The sequence below is a fragment of the Stutzerimonas frequens genome (genome assembly GCF_024448335.1).
In the GTDB taxonomy this organism is placed as follows: domain Bacteria; phylum Pseudomonadota; class Gammaproteobacteria; order Pseudomonadales; family Pseudomonadaceae; genus Stutzerimonas; species Stutzerimonas frequens.
Genome location: NZ_JAMOHM010000005.1, coordinates 128714 through 149705, shown reverse-complemented (window position 1 = coordinate 149705; position 20992 = coordinate 128714). Strand labels below are relative to the sequence as shown.

Genomic DNA, 20992 nt, shown 5'->3' with positions numbered 1-20992 from the left:
TCGACTAGTTTCGCCATTGCCATGGTGTTCGCCCAAGGTCTTGATTAGACTCGACGGCGTTCTTGTCGGGGTGCCTTGAAGCGAAGGCTGAGATCGGAAAGTTCCGGATCCCGTTGAACCTGATCAGGTTAAGGCCTGCGTAGGGAACAAGATGTCCTCGTCTAGAACGTGACGAGTCTCTCCACCGCAGTTGCGGTGCCCGACGCCCTTGATCCGCCGTGTTGCTCAGGTTCGCTCCGACACATCCCAGGAGAAGCCGATGAGCGTGCAAAGCAACAAGAACCTGAGTGAATCCGCCCAGGTCGACCAGCAGTCCATTCAACCCTTCCCGCGTTCGCAGAAAATCTATGTGCAGGGTTCACGTCCGGACATCCGCGTACCCATGCGCGAGATCAGCCTGGACGTGACACCCACCGACTTCGGCGGCGAGATCAACGCGCCGGTCACCGTCTACGACACCTCCGGCCCTTACACCGACCCGAACGTCACCATCGACGTGCGCAAGGGCCTGGCCGACGTGCGCAGTGCCTGGATCGAGGACCGCGGCGACACCGAGAAGCTGCCGGGGTTGTCCTCCGAGTTCGGCCAGCGCCGCCTCAACGATGCCGAACTATCCGCCATGCGCTTCGCCCATGTGCGCAACCCGCGCCGCGCCAAGGCCGGGCACAACGTGAGCCAGATGCACTATGCGAAGAAGGGCATCATCACTCCGGAGATGGAGTACGTCGCCATCCGCGAGAACATGAAGCTCGCCGAGGCGCGCGAAGCCGGCCTGCTGGCCGAGCAGCATGCCGGGCAGAGCTTCGGCGCCGCGATTCCCAAGGAGATCACCCCCGAATTCGTCCGCTCGGAAGTCGCGCGCGGCCGCGCCATCATCCCGGCCAACATCAACCACACCGAGCTGGAGCCGATGATCATCGGCCGCAACTTCCTGGTGAAGATCAACGGCAACATCGGCAACTCGGCGCTGGGCTCCTCCATCGAGGAAGAAGTGGCCAAGCTGACCTGGGGCATTCGCTGGGGCTCGGACACCGTGATGGACCTGTCCACCGGCAAGCACATCCACGAGACCCGCGAGTGGATCATCCGCAACTCGCCGGTACCGATCGGCACCGTGCCGATCTACCAGGCGCTGGAGAAGGTCAATGGCATCGCCGAGGATCTGACCTGGGAGCTGTTCCGCGACACGCTGATCGAGCAGGCCGAGCAGGGCGTGGACTACTTCACCATCCACGCCGGCGTGCTGCTGCGCTACGTGCCGCTGACTGCCAAGCGCGTGACCGGCATCGTCAGCCGCGGCGGCTCGATCATGGCCAAGTGGTGCCTGGCGCATCACCAGGAGAATTTCCTCTATACCCACTTCGAGGAGATCTGCGAAATCATGAAGGCCTACGACGTCAGCTTCAGCCTCGGCGACGGCCTGCGTCCGGGCTCGATTGCCGACGCCAACGACGCCGCGCAGTTCGGCGAGCTGGAGACCCTCGGCGAACTGACCAAGATCGCCTGGAAGCACGACGTGCAATGCATGATCGAAGGCCCCGGCCATGTGCCGATGCACATGATCAAGGAGAACATGGACAAGCAGCTCGAATGCTGCGACGAGGCGCCGTTCTACACCCTCGGCCCGTTGACCACCGACATCGCCCCGGGCTACGACCACATCACCAGCGGCATCGGTGCGGCGATGATTGGATGGTTCGGCTGCGCCATGCTCTGCTACGTGACGCCGAAGGAGCACCTCGGCCTGCCGAACAAGGATGACGTGAAGACCGGCATCATCACTTACAAGATCGCCGCGCACGCGGCGGATCTGGCCAAGGGCCATCCGGGTGCGCAGATTCGCGACAACGCCCTGTCCAAGGCGCGCTTCGAGTTCCGCTGGGAAGACCAGTTCAACCTCGGCCTGGACCCGGACACCTCGCGTGCCTTCCACGACGAGACGCTGCCGAAGGAATCGGCGAAGGTGGCGCATTTCTGCTCCATGTGCGGACCGAAGTTCTGCTCCATGAAGATCACCCAGGAGGTGCGCGAGTACGCTGCCGAGCACGGCCTGACCGACGAGCAGAAGGCCATCGAGGCGGGTTTCGCCGAGCAGTCCTCGCGCTTCAAGGACGAGGGTTCGGTGATCTACAAGCAGGTGTGACCGGCGGGGTGTGATCGGCGAGGTGTGACCGACTGCCTGTAGGCGAGTCGAAGCGGGCCGGCGGATGCCGGCCCGCTTCGTATCCTCAGAGATATTCGGCTTTCAGAATGCCCTTGAGCTGTTCGTGGGGAATGAACAGCTCCGGGTGACCGCTGGAGTAGGGCGCGATGCTGTAGACGTCGTACTTGAGCAACACGCTGTCCTTCAGCAGCGCAATATTCGGCGTCTGCTGGAAGGGCCAGAAGTCGACGAACTCGGCGTCCTGATCGTGTTCGTTCTCCACCAGCCAACGCTGGTGCGCCTGGCGTGCGACGCGCCAGAAGTTACCTTCCTGCCCCGGAATCAGCAGGTCTTCCAGGCGCAGCTCGCGGTTCTGCTCGCGATCGTAGTTGATGAAGCCACGCCCGGGCATGCCGTGGGCGCCGCCGACATACAGGTAGCTGGAGAACTCGACCACCAGGATGTCGCCGTGCTGCTCGCGCAGCTTGGCCTGCAGGTAGCTGCTCCAGCCCGGCTCGGCGGTGCTCAGAAAGCGCTGCTGGTAATCCTCTAGCGACGCGGGCAGACGGTCATCCGGGCCGTTGATGGTCATCCGCCGCAGCCGTGCATCGATCAGGCGGTCGAGTACAGGTTCGTCGGCAAAGGTCAGGGTATCGATGTTCACCAGTGGGCAGCTGTCGCCCTCGCAGCCTTGGGGGCGATGCTCGGTGACGATTTGACGGACTTCGACGGGGCGTTCGGCGACCAGGTGCTGGCAGCCGCCGAGCAGCAGGAAAAGGCTGCCCAGCAGGATGAGGTGGCGGATGGATGCGATTGAATACATGGTTGGTCCAGGGATGACAGTGCGCTTTCGATCGCCGCGCTTGCGCGAAGTTCGTGCGCTGGCGCAGTGGAGCGTTCTTCGGTTACGGCGGTCTGCAAAGGGCTGCGTCAGAGACGATGCCGCGTTAGGATGGCCACAAAGCCGCTCACGACGTGACGGTTGCAGTCATTCGCCGCCGGCAAGGCGCGAATCAAACCGATATGAGTGGTACCCATGAGCGAGACCTTCAAACCCGGTCCGGATGATGTCCAGATCCTCCGTCGAGAGCAATGCTTCAGCGGTTTCTATCGGCTGGAGCGCGTCCACCTGCGCCACCGTCAGTTCAGTGGTGCCATGGGCGCCGAGTTGAGCCGCGAACTGTTCGTGCGCCACGATGCCGTATGCGTGCTGCCCTACGATCCGCTGCGCGACCGTGTGGTGCTGATCGAGCAGTTTCGTGTCGGGGCGCTGGGCAAGGTCGACAATCCCTGGCTGATCGAACTGGTCGCCGGGCTGATCGACAAAGACGAGGCGCCGGATCAAGTCGCCCGTCGCGAGGCGGTGGAAGAGGCCGGGCTGGAGCTGGGCGAGTTGTGGCCGATTACGCGTTACTTTCCATCGCCGGGCGGCAGCGACGAGCGCGTACACCTCTATATAGGCCGCTGCGACAGCGAAGGGGTCGATGGTGTGTTCGGGCTGGCCGAAGAGGGCGAGGACATCCGTGTGCATGTCTGGTCGTTGCAAGAGGCACTGCGCGCCATTTCCGACGGTCGAATCGACAACGCGGCCAGCATCATTGCACTGCAGTGGCTGGCCTTGAATCGAGAGCAGGTGCGGGGGGCGTGGACATGAGAAAGACGCGCGAGCGATACCGAGTCGATCTGCTCGAACTGCAGGCGGCCTGCGAAGCCAACTATCTGCGTCTGATGCGTCTGTTGCCGGGCATGCGCAGCGGCTGCGAAGCGCGGCGCATCGCTATCAGCCAGGGTGACCTGCTGCTTGGCGTACTGGTACTCGAAGTGCTGGAGAGCTGCCCTTACACCACCACCGTGCGGGTGAGCCAGGAGCACTGCCTGACCTGGTTGCCTGTGCCGAAGATGGAAGTGCGCGTCTATCACGATGCACGCATGGCCGAAGTGGTTCGTGCCGAGAATGCCCGGCGCTTCCGCGGCATCTATCACTACCCCAACGCGCAGATGCACCAGCCTGATGAGAAGAACCAGCTCAATCTCTTTCTCGGCGAGTGGCTGGGGCACTGCCTGGCCTGTGGCCATGAGCTGGAGCCCGTGCTCTGAAGCCGTTGATCGATTGACGAAGCAGGCACACGGGCATCGCAACGCGGTTCTGTGACCCAGGCCCACAACCCGAGGTTTACCCTCCGGATGGGCTCCTACCATAATTCCGTTGCGATTTCGCTCAAGGAGAAGGGCCTTGCCTGGTGCGCCCCTGACTGCTGTTGAAGATTCGGTTCTGCTGGTGCAGCTCACCGATAGCCACCTGTTTGCCGAAGCGGACGGCAAGCTGCTGGGCATGAATACCTGTGACAGTCTGAAGCGGGTGGTCGAGCTGGCCATCGAAGAGCAGCCGCGCATCGACCTGATCCTGGCTACCGGTGATCTGTCCCAGGACGGCTCGGTGGCGTCCTACCAGCGCTTCCGCCAGTTGGCCGGGCGCATCGAGGCGCCAGCGCGCTGGTGTCCCGGCAACCATGACGATCTCGGCGCCATGCGCGAGGCCACCCGTGGCAGTGAGCTGATGGAGCCGGTGCTTGAGATCGGTGGCTGGCGCGTCGTGATGCTCGACACCCTGGTTGCAGGCTCGGTGTATGGCATGCTGCGCGGCGATCAACTCGAGCTGCTGCATCGCGCCCTGGGCGAGGCGCCCGAGCGGCATCACCTGGTTTGTTTGCATCACCATCCCGTATCCATTGGCAGCCGCTGGATGGACAGCATCGGGCTGCGCAATCCCGAGGCGCTGTTCGAGGTGCTGGACCGCCACGACAACGTGCGTGCGCTGCTTTGGGGCCACATCCATCAGGCGTTCGATCAGTCGCGCAATGGGGTTCGGCTGCTAGCCACGCCGTCGACGGGCGTGCAGTTCACGCCGCAGAGCGAGGACTTCCAGGTCGATAGCGCGGCACCGGGTTATCGCTGGCTCCGTCTGTATGCCGACGGGAGACTGGAAACGGCTGTGTCGCGGGTCAGCGGCATCGCCTTCGAAGTGGATTACAGCGTCAAGGGCTATTGAGCGTACAGCAGCTCGCGCTGCATAACGTTTGGTCGGCGGATCGGTTCGGGGCAGGCGTAAGTGGCGTTCGTCCCGGGCGGTTCGCTTGCAGTCGGCGGTATGCGCCTTGTAGCCTTGCGGTTTTTCAACGAACTGTATTCATGTCCAGTTACCCGCCCTCGATACTCTATCTCCATGGCCTCAACAGTTCGCCGCTTTCGCAGAAGGCGAGCCAGCTGTCCGCTGCGTTGGACCAGCTTGGCCTTGCCGATCGGCTGCGGGTGCCGGCGCTGCATCACCACCCGCGCCAGGCCATCGCCCAGCTCGAAGCCTGCATCGCCGAGCTCGGCCGGCCGTTGCTGGTCGGCAGCTCGCTCGGCGGCTACTATGCGACCCACCTCGCCGAGCGCCATGGCCTCAAGGCGCTGCTCATCAATCCGGCGGTGATGCCGCATCGCCGCTTCGACGGTTATCTCGGGCCGCAGACCAATCTCTACAGTGGGGAAGTCTGGGACCTGACCGAGGACCATGTGGCCGCACTGGCGGAGCTGGAGACCTCGTCTCCCGAGGACGCCGAGCGCTATCAGGTATGGCTGCAGACGGGCGATGAGACGCTGGATTACCGTGACGCGGCGCAGTTCTACCGTGGCTGTGCGCTGCGTATCCAGGCGGGTGGCGACCACGGTTTCCAGGGGTTCGAGGAGCGCCTGCCGGCATTGCTGGCCTTCGCCGGTTTCGACCCGCAGCTTTGGTTGGGGCGGCTCTGACAGCGTGTCGCGGCGGCAACGGTAGCGCGAGTGCGCACTGGCGATACCGCATGACTCGCCGATTATTCGTGGCTCGCATGGGCCGATTGTTCAGAACATAAGGACAGTGCCAGACAGATGTCTTATACCGCAGAAGCCATCGAGGTTCTTTCCGGCCTCGATCCGGTGCGCAAGCGCCCCGGCATGTACACCGACACCTCGCGGCCCAACCACCTGGCCCAGGAAGTCATCGACAACAGCGTCGACGAAGCCCTCGCCGGCCACGCCCGCTCGGTCCAGGTGATCCTGCATCAAGACAATTCGCTGGAAGTGATCGACGACGGCCGTGGCATGCCGGTGGACATTCACCCGGAAGAGGGCGTGCCGGGCGTCGAGCTGATCCTCACCAAGCTGCACGCGGGCGGTAAGTTCTCCAACAAGAACTATCAGTTCTCCGGTGGTCTGCACGGCGTCGGCATCTCGGTGGTCAACGCGTTGTCGACGCGGGTCGAAGTGACCGTCAAGCGCGACGGCAACGAGTACCGCATGAGCTTCGCCGATGGCTTCAAGGCCACCGACCTGGAGGTCATCGGCAGCGTCGGCAAGCGCAACACCGGTACCAGCGTGCGCTTCTGGGCCGATCCGAAATACTTCGATTCCCCCAAATTCTCCATCAGCCGGCTCAAGCATGTACTCAAGGCCAAGGCTGTCCTCTGTCCGGGGCTGAGCGTCAGCTTCGAGGACAAGGCCAGCGGTGAGAAGGTGGAGTGGCATTACGAGGATGGTCTTCGTTCGTACTTGGTGGACTCGGTCAGCGAGTATCTGCGCCTGCCGGACGAACCCTTTGTCGGCGCCCTGGCCGGCAATACCGAGGCGGTGGACTGGGCGCTGCTGTGGCTGCCGGAAGGTGGCGAGAGCGTTCAGGAGAGCTACGTCAACCTGATTCCCACGGCTCAGGGCGGTACCCATGTCAATGGCCTGCGCCAAGGCCTGCTGGACGCCATGCGCGAGTTCTGCGAGTTCCGCAACCTGCTGCCGCGTGGGCTGAAGCTGGCGCCGGAAGACATCTGGGAGCGCATCGCCTTCGTCCTCTCGATGAAAATGCAGGAGCCGCAGTTCTCCGGGCAGACCAAGGAACGCCTGTCGTCCCGCGAGGCCGCCGCCTTCGTCTCCGGCGTGGTCAAGGATGCCTTCAGCCTCTGGCTCAACGCCCATCCGGAGCTGGGCATGCAGCTGGCGGAACTGGCGATCAGCAACGCCGGGCGCCGGCTCAAGGCCGGCAAGAAGGTCGAGCGCAAGAAGATCACCCAAGGCCCGGCGCTGCCCGGCAAGCTGGCCGACTGCGCCGGGCAGGACCCGATGCGCGCCGAGCTGTTCCTAGTCGAAGGCGACTCGGCCGGCGGCTCCGCCAAGCAGGCACGGGACAAGGAGTTCCAGGCGATCATGCCGCTGCGCGGCAAGATCCTGAACACCTGGGAAGTCGACGGCGGCGAGGTGCTCGCCAGCCAGGAGGTGCACGACATAGCCGTGGCCATCGGCGTCGACCCGGGCGCCACCGATCTGGCCCAGCTGCGCTACGGCAAGATCTGCATCCTCGCCGATGCCGACTCCGACGGCCTGCATATCGCCACGTTGCTCTGCGCCCTGTTCGTTCAGCATTTCCGCCCTTTGGTCGAGGCCGGCCATGTCTATGTCGCCATGCCGCCGCTGTACCGCATCGACCTGGGCAAGGACATCTTCTATGCGCTCGACGAGGCCGAGCGCGACGGCATTCTCGAGCGGCTGGTGGCCGAGAAACGCCGCGGCAAACCTCAGGTGACGCGCTTCAAGGGCCTTGGTGAAATGAACCCGCCGCAGCTGCGGGAAACCACCATGGACCCCAATACTCGCCGCCTGGTACAGCTGACCCTGGATGATTTCGAGGGTACCCGCGAAATCATGGACATGCTGCTGGCGAAGAAGCGCGCCGGCGATCGCAAGAGCTGGCTCGAGTCCAAGGGCAACCTGGCGGAGGTGCTGGTTTGATCCGTCGCTGGCTAGCGCTGCTGAGTCTGGCGTCGGCACCGCTCTGGGCCAACGAGCCGGCGCCCGAGCTGAAGCTGTTGAGCGAGCATCCGGTGGCGGGTATGAGCGGTGGCAACCTGTCCGGAATAGCCTGGTGTGGCGATGCGCTGTGGGCCGTTTCCGACCGCGAGGATGACGTTCTCTATCGTCTGGATACCAGCGTATCGCCCTGGCAGGCGGAGCCTGAGCGCTTCGAAGCCGGCCCTCCGCCGGATAGCGGTTTGCCTTGGGGCATGCGCATGCGCACCTGGCTCAGTGGCCACGTACGCGGTGGTCACCTGGATTTCGAAGGGCTGAGCTGCGACAGCCTGGGCAATCGCTATCTGGTCAGCGAGGCGCATGCCGCCGTGCTGCGGGTGAGCCCGGCGGGCACGGCGGAGTGGCTGCGCCTGCCCGAATCGCTGGTGCGCCAGGCGCGGGCCAGCGGCATGCTCTGGCATTTCAATGCATTGTTCGAGGGCATCGCCGTCGATCCGAAGGCAGAGCGCCTCTGGCTCGCCGCCGAGCGTGAGCGCCGAGGGCTGCTGGTACTACATCGCCAGCAGAGCAGTTGGCAATGCACGGGCGGCTGCGTGCTGATGGCCGAGGGTGGCGATCAGCCGCCGCCCCCTGCATTGGGCGATGCACCACTGCCGAAAAGCTTCTCGGCGGTGGCGTTCTTCGGCGACAAGGTCTTCGTGCTGGAACCCTCGGCCTACCGCGTCTGCCGTCGCAGCCTCACCACTGGTGCGGTCGAGCGCTGCTGGTCATTTGCCGAGGAGGCGTTGACCGAGGAGCGCCGTTACGCAGAGCCCTACGGTAATGCCGAAGCGCTGTGGATCGACGAAGAGGGCGCCTGGATTGGCGTCGACAACAACGGCAAGGCTCGCGGTGACGGCGAGAAGCGTCCCATTGTCTGGCGATTCTCCGCGCCGAAAGGCGGCTGGGGTGCGAAGCCTTGAGCCAGACGGCCGGGCGTCGTGCCGGGCGGGTGATGCTGGTGCTCGCCTGGGGTATCGGGCTGTTCCTGGCCACACGCTTCTTTGCCGCCTGGGAGGCAGATCGCGTCAACCCCAACCGCCAACCGGTATCCCAGCTGGAGGGCGAGCAGGTCGAGGTGCAGCTGGCTGGCAACGTCCAGGGACATTTCGTTGCCAGCGGCAAGATCAACGGCGAGGCGGTCATCTTTCTGCTCGACACGGGCGCCACCGATGTCGCGGTGCCGGCCGAGCTGGCCGAACGGCTGGGGCTGGAGCGTGGCGCACCGGTGATGCTGCACACCGCCAATGGCCAGACCACCGGCTATCGCACCGTGCTGCCAAGTCTCGAACTTGGCGAAATCAGGCTGCGCGATGTGCGCGCCATCGTCGCCCCCGGCTTTCGCAGCGAACAGGTTCTGCTCGGCATGAGCGCCCTGAAACAACTTGAATTCACCCAGCGCGCCGGCACCCTGGTGCTGCGCCAGCATGTAACGGATCGACCATGAGCGAATCCCTCGACCTGAGCCTCGATGGCGTGGAGCGGCGCTCCCTCGCCGACTTCACCGAGCAGGCGTACCTCAATTACTCCATGTACGTGATCATGGATCGCGCGCTGCCGCATATCGGCGATGGCTTGAAGCCGGTGCAGCGGCGCATCGTCTATGCCATGAGCGAGCTCGGCCTGAATGCCGACGCCAAGCACAAGAAGTCGGCGCGCACGGTCGGTGACGTGCTCGGCAAGTTCCATCCGCACGGCGACAGCGCCTGCTACGAGGCCATGGTGCTGATGGCGCAGCCGTTCAGCTATCGCTACACGCTGGTCGACGGTCAGGGCAACTGGGGTGCGCCGGACGATCCCAAGTCCTTCGCCGCCATGCGCTACACCGAGGCGCGCCTGTCACGCTATTCCGAGGTGCTGCTGTCCGAGCTGGGGCAGGGCACGGTGGACTGGGTACCGAACTTCGACGGCACCCTCGACGAACCGGCGACCCTGCCGGCGCGGCTGCCCAACCTGCTGCTCAACGGCACCACCGGCATCGCCGTGGGCATGGCCACCGACGTGCCGCCGCACAACCTGCGTGAAGTCGCCGCCGCCTGCGTGCGTCTGCTCGACGAGCCGAATGCCAGCGTCGAGCAGCTCTGCGAGCATGTGCAGGGGCCGGATTTCCCGACCGAGGCGGAGATCGTCACGCCGCGCGCGGACCTGCTGAAAATCTACGAAACCGGCCGCGGCTCCGTGCGCATGCGTGCCGTCTACCGGGTCGAAGACGGCGACGTGGTGGTCACCGCGCTGCCGCACCAGGTGTCCGGCTCCAAGGTGCTCGAGCAGATCGCCGGGCAGATGCAGGCCAAGAAGCTGCCGATGGTGGCCGACCTGCGTGATGAATCGGACCACGAAAACCCCTGCCGCATCGTCATCATCCCGCGCTCCAATCGGGTCGATGTCGAGGCGCTGATGCAGCACCTGTTCGCCACCACCGATCTGGAGTCCAGTTACCGGGTCAACACCAACGTCATCGGCCTCGATGGGCGTCCACAGGTGAAAAACCTGCGCACCCTGCTCAGCGAGTGGCTGACCTACCGCATCGGTACCGTGCGCCGTCGTCTGCAGTTCCGCCTGGACAAGGTCGAGAAGCGTCTGCACCTGTTGGAAGGCCTCTTGGTGGCGTTCCTCAATCTGGATGAGGTGATCCACATCATCCGGACCGAGGATCAGCCCAAGCCGGTGCTGATGGCGCGTTTCGAATTGTCCGAACTGCAGGCCGACTACATCCTCGATACCCGCCTGCGCCAGCTGGCGCGCCTGGAAGAGATGAAGATCCGCGGCGAGCAGGACGAGCTGGCCAAGGAACGCGAGAAACTGCTGGCGCTGCTGGGCAGCGAAAGCAAGCTGAAGAAGCTGGTGCGCAAGGAACTGATCGAGGACGCGGAAACCTACGGCGATGACCGTCGCTCGCCGATCGTCGAGCGTGCCGAGGCCCGTGCGCTGTCGGAAAACGAGCTGCTGCCGTCCGAGCCGGTCACCGTGGTGATCTCCGACAAGGGCTGGGCGCGCTGCGCCAAGGGCCACGATGTCGATGCCGGCGGACTGTCCTACAAGGCCGGGGATGGCTTCAAGGCGGCTGCGGCCGGGCGCTCGAATCAATATGCGGTGTTCATCGACTCCACTGGACGCAGCTATTCGCTGGCGGCGCACTCGTTGCCTTCGGCACGTGGCCAGGGCGAGCCGCTCACCGGCCGGCTGACCCCGCCGCCAGGCGCCAGCTTCGAATGCGTGCTGTTGCCCGACGACGAGGCGCTCTATGTGATCGCCTCGGATGCCGGCTATGGCTTTGTCGTCAAGGGCGAGGACCTGCAGGCCAAGAACAAGGCTGGCAAGGCACTGCTCTCGCTGCCGACCGGCGCCCGCGTCGTCGCCCCGCGCCCCCTGGCCAATCGCGAGGAGGACTGGCTGGCTGCCGTGACGACCGAAGGCCGTCTGCTGGTGTTCCCGGTGCGCGATCTGCCTCAGCTGGGCAAGGGCAAGGGCAACAAGATCATTGGCATTCCTGGCGAGCGGGTGGCCAGTCGCGAGGAGTATCTGGTCGATCTGGCGGTATTGCCCGCCGGCGCGACGTTGCTGTTGCAGGCCGGTAAGCGCACGCTGTCGCTCAAGGCCGAAGACCTCGAGCATTACAAGGGCGAGCGCGGGCGGCGCGGCAACAAGCTGCCACGCGGCTTCCAGCGTGTCGAAGGGCTGCAGGTTGAGGTCTGACCAGCGCATTGGCGCTGGAATCGACGGCCGCTTTCACGGAAGATAGCGGCCTTTCCAGCCTGCGGCATGTCGCCGGTGCTTTTCTTCCGCGTCGCTTATTCGTTTTCCGGCGCGCTACATATGCACGAGGCATTGCTGGCCGTAGGGCCGCAGGCGGCCAGAAGAATTTTGGTGTTATGACGGTAATGAAGAACTTGCTGCGTGTTCCGACTGTTTTGTTGCTGGCCAGCATTGGCTTGACTGGCTGCACCGGGCTCAAGCCGGCGCCGATGTATCGGCTCGACAGCGGTACGACCGAGGTGCCTGAAAGAACCGATGGAGCGTCCGTGCTGCTGGCGCCGGTGGCGTTGGCCGACTACCTGCAGCGCGATGCTCTGCTGCAGCGCCTGGCCGATGGCAGCCTGGCTGCCGATGATCAGCAGGCACGCTGGGCGGGCAGCCTGAAGGGTGATATCGAGCAGCTGTTGCTGCGTCAGCTGGCCTGGCGCCTAGACACCCAGAGCCTCGTGCTCGGCCCGGCTGAAGAGGGGTTCGCGGCGGAGGTACAGATCGAGCTGTCGATCTCGCGTCTGGATTCCGGTCCGCAGTACCCGGCGGTGCTCGAGGCGCAGTGGCGGCTCAGGGACAAGGCGGGCAAGCATCTGGGCACTCGCCTGGTGCGGCTGCAGGAGGAGCATCAGGGCACGGCAACAGACCAGGTACGTGCGCAGAGTCAGTTGCTTCAGCGACTGAGCGAGATGTTGGCGCAGGCGGTTGAGCCGACCCTAGTGGCGAAGATGGCGCCCAAGCCTGCGCCAGCCAAGCCGCCGGTCAAATCTGCCGAAGCGCCGGCACCGCGGATCCCGGCCGCCGAACCTATCCGCACCGACATGGAAGTGTTTCGCTTCTGACCCTGTTGCGGCGGCTGTTGCAGCCCGTGCTATGACAAAGCCCGGCCAGCGATCTGGTCGGGCTTTTTCGTTCTCTCGGGCTGGTTGCCTCTGCGGGCATGCTCGCCGCGCGACTCGCTTGAAAGCGATCGTATGGCTTGCGTCAGTGAATGCGGCTGCGTAGCTCGTGCATGCGCGTGAGCTGACGCTCCAGCAATGACGGGTACGGGTCGAGCAGGCGCTCGACGCAGCAGGCGCCTTCCGGGCTGGCGATGGGGCGGATGCGGGCACGTTGCTGGATCAGGCGGTCGTCGCTGATGCTGCGCTCGACCAGCAGCAGATTACGGCTGTGCAGCGACATCTCCAGTGCAGCCTGTGCCGCTTCGCTGAGCAGCAGGTCACCCTGGCCGAGATCGAACAGGTTGTCGCCCTGGGTCAGGCCCAGTTGCAGCTGCAGGGTGATACCACTGTCGGCGAGGTCGATCTGCAGGGCATGGCCAAGCGCGCGCATCAGCTCGCCGCAGCAGATGGCATGGGTGAGGTAATTCTGCTCGTCGTCCTGACTATGGAACAGCATCAGACTGCTGCCGTCGTTGAGCGTATGCAGCTCGGCCTGGTAGAGCGTCGCCGCCTGCTGGAGGCAATCACGGTAGCGTTGCAGCAGTTCGGTCAGGCGCTCGCGCGGCAGGCGGCGCAGCTGATCCTGATTGCCGAGCTGGATGGCCAGCACGGCGCTGCGCGTCGAGCGTGGCGCGGCCGTCGGCTGCGGAGCCCGGCTGGCGGGAGCGGGGCTGTCGAATGGCGGTTCGTCGTCCGCTATCTCCAGATCGTCGTCGCTGTTTGCCGACAGCCGCACCTGACGCTGCGGCTGGTCTTCGTCCAGGTCGGCCTCGAAGCGCTCGGGGCGAGACAGGCTCGGGCTGTCTTGGGCGGAGCGATCTGCGTCCTGCTCGAAATAGTCCTCGTCCAGTGCATCGCTGAGGTCAAGCTCCGGCTCTGGCTTCTCCGGTACCAGACGCGCCTGCAGTTGCCGGGCGAGATCGCCGATTTCGTCCTGCCGCCCGGCGCCCGGTGCCGGATCGTCCGGGTCGCGCAGCCAGAGGCGCATCTGCATCAGCGGCGTGGATAGCTGGCGGCCGAGGCGCATGCTCAGGGTCAGGGTCAGCGCCAGCAGAATCAGGCTGAGCAGGCCCATGCTTTGCAGGCTGATGGTCATCGGCTGCTGGAACTGCTGCATGTCGAGGCTGACACGCAGGTGCCCGGCGATCACCTCCTGAAAGCTGATCGGCGTCGAGTAGAGGCCATTGTCGTCCCCTAGCAAGCCCTGCTGTGGGCGCGTGCCGGACTCGGCCAGCACGCGATTGTCCACGCTGTAGATCGCCGCATGGGCGACCAGCGGGTTCTTCACCAGATTGCTCAGCAGCACGTTGAGGCTGAGGATGTCGTTGGCCACCAGCAGGTCGGTGGCCGACGCCGCCGTCTGTGTCACCAGACTCTGGCCGAGGGCATCGGCCTGCTGTTCCATGGCGTGCTTGAACTGCATGCCGATCACCCAGGCATAGATGATCAGCGCCAGCGCCACCAGCAGCAGCGTGTGGCTGGCGATACGCAGCACCAGTGGCACGCGATGCTGGCGCACTGCGCGGTAGAGCATGAGAAAGAAGTTGTCGGGCTTTACGGATGCGGGCCGGTTCACAGAGCGCGGCTCTTCTCGTCGGGAAATTGCCGAGCAGTATACGGAAAGCACGGTGGGCGCTGAAGGTCTGCAGCTATCAGCTGACGAATTGCGTGGGAGCGTCTAGCTAAAGAGGACGCGGCACGCAGGGCTTGCAGGCGAAGTCGTAGGACGCTGTCCTGGCGCACGGCGAGCTGATGTAGAATGCCGGCCTTCATTGCCTGTCATGGGAGCTGCGCCTTGCGCGAAATCGTCCTGATCAACATCACCGGTGAAGACCGTCCGGGCCTGACCGCGGCCATCACCGGCGTGCTCGCCCAGGGAGGCGTGAACATTCTCGACATCGGCCAGGCAGTGATCCATGACACCCTGTCGTTCGGCATCCTGATCGAGATACCCGACAATGAGCGTGCCTCGTCAGTGCTCAAGGACGTGCTGTTCATGGGCTACAAGCACGACCAGCAGGTGCGCTTCACGCCTGTCTCCGAGGCCGATTATCAGCACTGGGTGGCCGGCCAGGGCAAGGCTCGGCACATCGTCACGCTGCTGACTCGCAAGGTCACCGCCGAGCAGCTGCAGCGGGTCAGTTCGATCACCGCCAAGTATGGCCTCAACATCGATCACATCGATCGTCTGTCCGGACGCATGCCGCTGGACATGCCCGAAGAACAAGGTAAGGGCTGCATCGAGTTTTCGGTGCGTGGCGAGCCTGCCGACACCGCCGCATTGCGCGCCGAGTTTCTCAGCGTGGCTCAGGAGCTGAACGTCGACATCGCCTTCCAGCGCGACTCGGTCTACCGGCGCAACCGCCGCCTGGCCGTGTTCGACATGGATTCGACGCTGATCGAGGCTGAGGTCATCGACGAGCTGGCCAAGGCCGCTGGCGTCGGTGAACAGGTGTCCGAGATCACCGAGCGCGCCATGCGCGGCGAACTGGACTTTCGCGCCAGCTTCAAGGAGCGCCTGGCGCTGCTCGAGGGGCTGTCAGAGAACGTCCTCGCCGATATCGGCGCCAGCCTGCGGCTGACCGAGGGTGCCGAGGTGCTGTTCGCCGAGCTCAAGCGTCTGGGCTACAAGACCGCGATTCTGTCCGGCGGCTTCAGCTACTTCGCCAAGCAGCTGCAGGCCAAGCTGGGCATCGACTACGTATTCGCCAACGAATTGCAGATCGAGAATGGCAAAGTCACCGGCGTGGCGGTCGAGCCCATCGTCGATGCCCAGCGCAAGGCCGATCTGTTGCGTCAGCTGGCCGAGCAGGAAGGGTTGTGTCTGGAGCAGACCATTGCCGTTGGCGATGGCGCCAACGATCTGCCGATGCTCGGTCTGGCCGGCCTCGGCGTCGCCTTCCGCGCCAAGCCGCTGGTCAAGCAGTCGGCCAAGCAGGCGATCTCCACGCTGGGGCTGGACGGCATCCTCTATCTGCTGGGCTTCCGCGATCGCGAAGGCTCCGAGTGACGGCGACGGGCTGATACTGCGGCATCAGCCCGTCGCCGTCAGGCCTCAGGGCTTGATCGCTACCTTCAGCACCCCGTCGCGCTGGTTGGCGAAGAGATCGTAGGCGTCATTGATATCGGCCAGCGCATACTGATGGGTCACCAGCGGGCCGAGATCGACTCGCCCTGAAGCCACCACGTTGAGCAGCCGGCGCATGCGCTCCTTGCCGCCGGGGCAGAGCGAGGTGACGATCTTGTTGTCGCCCAGGCCGGCGTGGAAGGCGCCGAGCGGAATGGTCAGGTCACTGGAATAGACGCCGAGGCTGGACAGCGTGCCGCCCGGCTTGAGTACTCGCAACGCGCTCTCGAATGTCGATTGCAGGCCCAGCGCCTCGATGGAAGCGTCGACGCCGCGGCCGCCGGTCAGCTTGAGCACCTCGTCCACCACGTCGACATTGCGGAAGTTGAGCGTCACATCCGCACCCATCTTGCGCGCGATATCCAGCCGCGCATCGACGCCGTCCACTGCGATGATGGTGCCAGCGCCACGCAGTCTGGCTCCGGCAGTAGCACACAGGCCGATGGGGCCTTGGGCGAAGATCACCACGATGTCGCCGATCTTGATGTTGGCGGCCTCGGCGCCGGCGAACCCGGTGGACATGATGTCCGGACACATCAACACCTGCTCGTCGGTCAGGCCGTCCGGCACCGGCGCCAGGTTGGCCTGGGCGTCGGGCACCAGCACGTATTCGGCCTGGGTGCCGTCGATGGTGTTGCCGAAACGCCAGCCGCCCATGGGCTTGTAACCGTGGCACGAGCAGCCGCCATCCTGCGACGGCAGGCCGTCCTGGCAGGCGTAGGAGGTGAAGCTCGGGCAGATGGCGCCGGCGATCACGCGCTGGCCCTCCTGGTAGCCCCTGACATTGCTGCCCAGCTTTTCGATGACGCCCACCGGCTCGTGGCCAATGGTCAGTCCTGGGGCAACCGGGTACTCGCCCTTGAGAATGTGAACATCGGTGCCACAGATGGTTGTCGTGGTGATCCGCAACAGCGCATCGTTCGGGCCGATCTCGGGTATGGGTTTGTCCTGCAGTTCGATGCGCCCGGGTTCGACGAACACGGCGGCTTTCATCATGGCCATGGCACGACTCCTCCTGAAAGTGAAGACGTCCGGACACTCTAGCCCAACGTTGCGGCCAGCGGATGACCACGATCAACTCAGGGCGAGTTGGCAGGAGGAGTCTGTCTTGGCCGCTGGGCCAGCCGGGCTCACTCCTCGTCGGAGGAGAAGTCGTAGTCCATCGACTGGCTGGGGCCCTGCAGGTAATGCCCCTGGATATAGCTGACGCCGGCCTGCCAGAGCGTGGCGAGTACCGTGGCGCTTTCGACGAAAGGCACGATGCTCTGCTTGCGCTGCTCGTGCAGCTCGGCCAGCAGCGTCTTGAGCGCTTCCTGATTTTCCTGGCGGCTCAGATCCTGGGTATAGGAGCCGTCGACCTTGATGAACTCGGCATCCAGGTGCTTGAGCGTGTTGAAGGGGTTCAGCACGCAGCCGAACTGGGCCAGGGCAATTCGGCAACCGAGGCCGCTCAGGCCCTGTGCTAATGCCTTGGCTGGTTTGAGATAGGTGACGGCATCGGCTTCGCCGAACTCGAAGGCCAGTGAGTCGCCGGGCAGGCGCGAGGCCTTGAGTACGACGCCGAGCCAGGGCAGCAGACTGGCGTCCTGGATGCTGGCCGCGGACAGGTGCAGGAACAAGCGGGTGCTATGGCCCTTGGCGCGATGTTCGGCGAGCAGCTTGATGGAATTGAGAATGACCCAGCGGTCGATCTTGCTGGCCAGGCCGGCCTCGCTGGCGGCGCTGAGAAACTCGTTGGGCGGTACCTCCGCGCCTTGGGGGTCGAGCAGTCGCAGCAGGACTTCGTAATGCTCGAAGTTGTCGCCGCGCAGGCTGATGATCGGCTGGAACAGCAGCCGGAAGCTGTTGTTCTCCAGTGCCTGCTTGAGCATGGCGGCGATATCGCCGCGGTTCGCCGCGGCGGCCAGCTCGTCGGCGGGGTTATAGATCTTCAGCGCATTGCCGTCGCTCAGCTCATCGGCGCAGCGGTGCGCGCGCTCGATGGCGTCCTGGGCCTTGGCGGTCTTTTCGTCGAGGCCGGCGACACCGATGCTGAGGGTGACCTGCACCGTGCGCCCGCCTACATCGAGCAGATGCCCTTCGACCTTGCCAAGCAGCGCACGCAGTTCCGCTTCGGCCTGCTGCGGTATGACGCCGGGTTGCAGCACGGTGAACACATCATCGGCGAAGCGCGCCAGCTGGGTGTCGCTCGGGAAGTGCCCGCGCAGCAGGGTGGCCAGCTGGCTGAGCAGCTGGTCGGAGTCGGTCAGGCCGATATCGGCCTGCAATGCAGCGAAACGGTCGATGCGGATGTATGCCAGGGTCGCGCTCTGGCCTGCGTTGACCGCGCGCTCGACCGCGGTATCCATGACTTCGACAAAGCTGTTGCGGTTGAGCAGGCCGGTCACTGGATCCTGGCTGCTGATCTCGCGGAGCTTCTGCAGTTCGGCGCTGTCGCTCTCGGCGCGGATCACCACCTGGATGCAAGGCTCGCCGTCATAGGCGGCTGGCGAGAAGCTCATGCGCATCTTCAGCGCTTCGCCGTCGGCGCGAACCCCGCCGCAGGCCAATTCGGCGCTGCCTTCGAGGGTCTGGTAGTTTTTCAGGAAGGTCTTGAACCGGCTCTGGTCGGCACCGCCGATCAGGTCGATCATCGGCATGCCTTCCAGATCCTCGACGTCGTCGTAGCCGAACAGCTCGAGGTAGGCACGGTTGGCATAGATATGCATGCCGTCGTGAACGTAGGCGATGGCGTCGACGGAGCTGTCGAGCAGCAGCTGGCAACGTTTCTCCGCCTCGCGCAGCGCGACTTCGGCCGAGCGTCGGGCGCGTCGCTCCTCGAGGTTGGCCAGTTCGCGGTTGGCTACCAGCAGCAGCCATTCATCCTCGCCCTGTGGCAACGCGTCCTGGGCGCCGAGCATCAGCGCATCGGTGATCGCTTCGGCGTCGTTGCCGGCGGTCAGCTGGATGATCGGGATGTCCTTGGCTTGCCGGCGAATAGCGCTGATCGCCTCGCTGGGGTCGAGATTCTCGCTCTGCGGCGCACTGATCAGCAGATCCCAGATTTGTGTCAGGGCTTCGGCCAGATCGTCGCTGGAGGTGAGTCGATGCACCCGGGTCGCCTGTCCGGCATTGCGGAAGAGGCTGACCAGGCGCTCGGCTTCGTTCTGCGAGTCTTCAAGAATCAGCAGGCGGATGGTTTTCTTTTGCAGGGCCATGGCAACAGCTTAAGTGCGCGCCGGTGCGGCGCGGGCAGGCAAGAATGCGAGAATCGGCAATCTACAGCGACTTCCAGAGTGAGTCAAAATCTTCATCCCCGCCGCTCGTGTGGGCTTTCCAGCCTGTGAACGAGGTCTCTCGCTCCGGTGCCAGCTGGCCAAGTGAGCGATACTCGAACTGGTTGTAGTTTCCGCTGCTGCCACGGCGTCGGTGCAGAATGGCGCGCTGTTCCTCGCCGTTGTGATTGATCAGGACCTTGTGCCCCTCCTGGAAGGGCAGGCGTGGCGCAATCAGCATCGCTGGCTGGGAGATGGCGCCGATCTCGGGCAACAGCAGGGCACGAAGGTACTCGCTGCCCTGATCGACCTTGCGCAGCAGGCGCAGGCCGCAGGGTTGGGCCTGCGGTGCGATCAGCTGGACCCCCATCTGCGTGACGCCCCCGCGGACTTGGCGAATCCAGCGCACCACGGCGATGCTCCAGCTCTGCCCGTCACCTTCGCGCAGCCCCAGCAACTCGCCAGTCTGCAGCAGGCCGGGGACTTCGCCTTCCCAGGCCAGGCAGTAGCCGCCCGGGCTGTGATCGACCAGCTGGACCTGATGAATCGGGTGGCTTTCGCATGTTGTCGATCTGCTTGTCGGGACCGGATCGGTGTTGTTTGCGCGAGCCGCTAGAGTGGGAGTGGCGCGTACGCGGGTAGGGCTGATGAACTCGATATGATCCTGGTCCGGCGGCAGCTCGGTAGCGGTGCTCTGGGCGTCGAAAGCGCTGGCCCAGACATCTGTTGCGCCATTGTGCAGCTTGAATACCGCGCGGTTCGATGCGTCGGGCTGCTCCAGCACCTCATTGAAGGATCGTTGGCCGGCTAGCTGAAAATGCAGCGCGGTCATGCCGATGCACAGGCTGAGTACACCCTGTGCCGGGGTGCGCTGGAAGGTGCGTTCGGAAATCGCGCCCCAGGCCGAGCTCAGATGGCGCAGCAGATCGTCATCGAGACCGTTGGCCGCCGGGAGGTTGGTCAGCTGGCGGTTTTCCGCAGCCAGGCGCAGGTGTTCCTCGATCAGGTCGACCAGTGGACGGGTATCGATACCGAGCAGATGCAGCTGTTGTGCATCTGGCAACAACGAGCGATAGCGTGGTGGGCCGTCTACCGTCGGGGAAAACAGGAACAGGCTGCTGGCCAGGCTGCCGGCCTGGATCAATGGCAGCGCGCTCCAGGCTTCGAGCGCCGCGGCCAGCTTGATGATGTTTTGCTGACGCATCTGGTTGCAGCGCGCACAGCCGAGCAGCAGCGCGGCGATATAGCTCTGCTCGGTGCTCAGGCCGGGGCCGTGCTGCGCCAGCGGATCGCGGACCAGGAGACGCTCGACGCCGTGTTCGACCGCCAATTGATAGAGCTGATGCATCTCCAGCCAGAGACCGGGTGCGGGCGGCCCGTAGAGTTGAGTCGAGCGCACGAGCAGCGCGCCCAGGCTGTGAACGGCACGCTGCAGTGCGACGGAAAACAGCTGGTGGCGGTCGCGGTTGGGTTGGGAGACCACGCGAACGACGATCAGCTTGTAGCCGACCGCCAGGTGGTTCTGCAGTGCCTGGCAAAGGCCGGCGACCTTGCGCGGGCGCTCGGCCAGCACGATTGGCTGGTTGACGTAGTGCTTTTCCAGCTGCCGGCAAACGAAGTGCACGTCCGGGCGCAGCAGCTCGAGTATCTGCAGCCTGGTTTCGGACCCAATGCGAAGCTGGTTGAGCTCGATCAGGGCCTGATACAGCTGACGTGCGGTCTCACCGATGTTGGCTTTGGGCAGCCCGGCGAGCCAGGCGGATACGCCGCGCACGCTGGCATCGCAGAAGGACAGGCTCTGCCGAGTCGGTGCGGGTGCGCGCAACAGCAGATGATGGCTCTGTCTATCCAACGATGGCTCCGCAGCGATTTAAGGCATGAGTAATGAGAACTCTATCAATATCTGCCGCAGCGGGCAGAACTGAAT

16 protein-coding genes and 1 riboswitch are annotated in these 20992 nt (G+C 64.4%); of the genes, 11 read left to right on the top strand and 5 right to left on the bottom strand.

The genetic code is table 11. The features are described 5' to 3' along the window. The first annotated feature begins 56 nt into the window (after nucleotides 1–56). Nucleotides 57–163, top strand: a riboswitch (TPP riboswitch). Nucleotides 164–259: 96 nt separating this feature from the next. Next, complete coding sequence (gene thiC / locus NAO55_RS09425; RefSeq protein WP_102838796.1) at nucleotides 260–2143, top strand: phosphomethylpyrimidine synthase ThiC; 1884 nt, start codon at nucleotides 260–262, stop codon at nucleotides 2141–2143. 85 nt (nucleotides 2144–2228) lie between these two features. Here the strand turns inward: thiC and NAO55_RS09420 are convergent, their stop codons facing one another. Further along, on the bottom strand, nucleotides 2229–2966 hold the full coding sequence (locus NAO55_RS09420; RefSeq protein ID WP_102838795.1) for an RsiV family protein: 738 nt from the start codon (nucleotides 2964–2966) through the stop codon (nucleotides 2229–2231). A gap of 213 nt (nucleotides 2967–3179) precedes the next feature. Between NAO55_RS09420 and NAO55_RS09415 the strand changes: the two genes are divergently transcribed. The 9 genes from NAO55_RS09415 (at nucleotide 3180) to NAO55_RS09375 (ending at nucleotide 12585) form a co-directional block, all read left to right on the top strand. Next, nucleotides 3180–3797 carry an NUDIX domain-containing protein gene (locus tag NAO55_RS09415; protein WP_102838794.1) on the top strand — a complete coding sequence of 206 codons (618 nt, stop codon included), beginning with the start codon at nucleotides 3180–3182 and terminating at the stop codon, nucleotides 3795–3797. After that, entirely contained in the window at nucleotides 3794–4240 is a 447-nt protein-coding gene (locus NAO55_RS09410) for a DUF1249 domain-containing protein (protein ID WP_063540815.1), read from the top strand. The genes NAO55_RS09415 and NAO55_RS09410 overlap by 4 nt, the downstream gene beginning before the upstream one ends. 136 nt (nucleotides 4241–4376) lie before the next feature. Then, nucleotides 4377–5192 carry a 3',5'-cyclic-AMP phosphodiesterase gene (cpdA, locus tag NAO55_RS09405; protein WP_102838793.1) on the top strand — a complete coding sequence of 272 codons (816 nt, stop codon included), beginning with the start codon at nucleotides 4377–4379 and terminating at the stop codon, nucleotides 5190–5192. 140 nt (nucleotides 5193–5332) lie between these two features. Further along, a complete protein-coding gene (locus NAO55_RS09400) occupies nucleotides 5333–5938 on the top strand; it encodes a YqiA/YcfP family alpha/beta fold hydrolase (RefSeq protein WP_102838792.1) in 606 nt (201 codons plus the stop codon). 117 nt (nucleotides 5939–6055) lie between these two features. Further along, nucleotides 6056–7942 carry a DNA topoisomerase IV subunit B gene (parE, locus tag NAO55_RS09395; protein ID WP_102838791.1) on the top strand — a complete coding sequence of 629 codons (1887 nt, stop codon included), beginning with the start codon at nucleotides 6056–6058 and terminating at the stop codon, nucleotides 7940–7942. Continuing rightward, nucleotides 7939–8922 (top strand): esterase-like activity of phytase family protein, encoded by a 984-nt coding sequence (locus NAO55_RS09390; RefSeq protein ID WP_102838790.1) that lies wholly within the window; start codon nucleotides 7939–7941, stop codon nucleotides 8920–8922. The genes parE and NAO55_RS09390 overlap by 4 nt, the downstream gene beginning before the upstream one ends. Then, the gene (locus tag NAO55_RS09385) at nucleotides 8919–9446 is read left to right on the top strand and encodes a retropepsin-like aspartic protease family protein (protein ID WP_102838789.1); all 528 of its coding nucleotides are present in this window, start codon (nucleotides 8919–8921) and stop codon (nucleotides 9444–9446) included. The genes NAO55_RS09390 and NAO55_RS09385 overlap by 4 nt, the downstream gene beginning before the upstream one ends. Then, entirely contained in the window at nucleotides 9443–11695 is a 2253-nt protein-coding gene (gene parC, locus NAO55_RS09380) for a DNA topoisomerase IV subunit A (RefSeq protein WP_102838788.1), read from the top strand. The genes NAO55_RS09385 and parC overlap by 4 nt, the downstream gene beginning before the upstream one ends. 185 nt (nucleotides 11696–11880) lie before the next feature. Further along, a complete protein-coding gene (locus NAO55_RS09375) occupies nucleotides 11881–12585 on the top strand; it encodes a PqiC family protein (protein WP_102838787.1) in 705 nt (234 codons plus the stop codon). A 142-nt stretch (nucleotides 12586–12727) separates the two neighbouring features. Here the strand turns inward: NAO55_RS09375 and NAO55_RS09370 are convergent, their stop codons facing one another. Beyond that, nucleotides 12728–14260, bottom strand: a complete 1533-nt coding sequence (locus NAO55_RS09370; protein WP_102838786.1) for an AhpA/YtjB family protein — start codon at nucleotides 14258–14260, stop codon at nucleotides 12728–12730. Between the two features lie 219 nt (nucleotides 14261–14479). On the opposite strand from NAO55_RS09370, the gene serB reads away from it, so the two are divergent. Next, the gene (gene serB / locus NAO55_RS09365; RefSeq protein WP_063540824.1) at nucleotides 14480–15694 is read left to right on the top strand and encodes a phosphoserine phosphatase SerB; all 1215 of its coding nucleotides are present in this window, start codon (nucleotides 14480–14482) and stop codon (nucleotides 15692–15694) included. Between the two features lie 45 nt (nucleotides 15695–15739). Here serB and NAO55_RS09360 read toward each other — a convergent pair whose 3' ends face one another. The 3 genes from NAO55_RS09360 to NAO55_RS09350 all read right to left on the bottom strand — a co-directional run bounded on the left by NAO55_RS09360 (nucleotide 15740) and on the right by NAO55_RS09350 (nucleotide 20917). After that, on the bottom strand, nucleotides 15740–16813 hold the full coding sequence (locus NAO55_RS09360) for an NAD(P)-dependent alcohol dehydrogenase (protein ID WP_063540825.1): 1074 nt from the start codon (nucleotides 16811–16813) through the stop codon (nucleotides 15740–15742). 128 nt (nucleotides 16814–16941) lie between these two features. After that, nucleotides 16942–19008 (bottom strand): EAL domain-containing response regulator, encoded by a 2067-nt coding sequence (locus tag NAO55_RS09355; protein WP_102838785.1) that lies wholly within the window; start codon nucleotides 19006–19008, stop codon nucleotides 16942–16944. A 61-nt stretch (nucleotides 19009–19069) separates the two neighbouring features. Next, a complete protein-coding gene (locus NAO55_RS09350) occupies nucleotides 19070–20917 on the bottom strand; it encodes a cyclic-di-GMP receptor FimW-related protein (RefSeq protein ID WP_102838784.1) in 1848 nt (615 codons plus the stop codon). Nucleotides 20918–20992 lie beyond the last annotated feature (75 nt).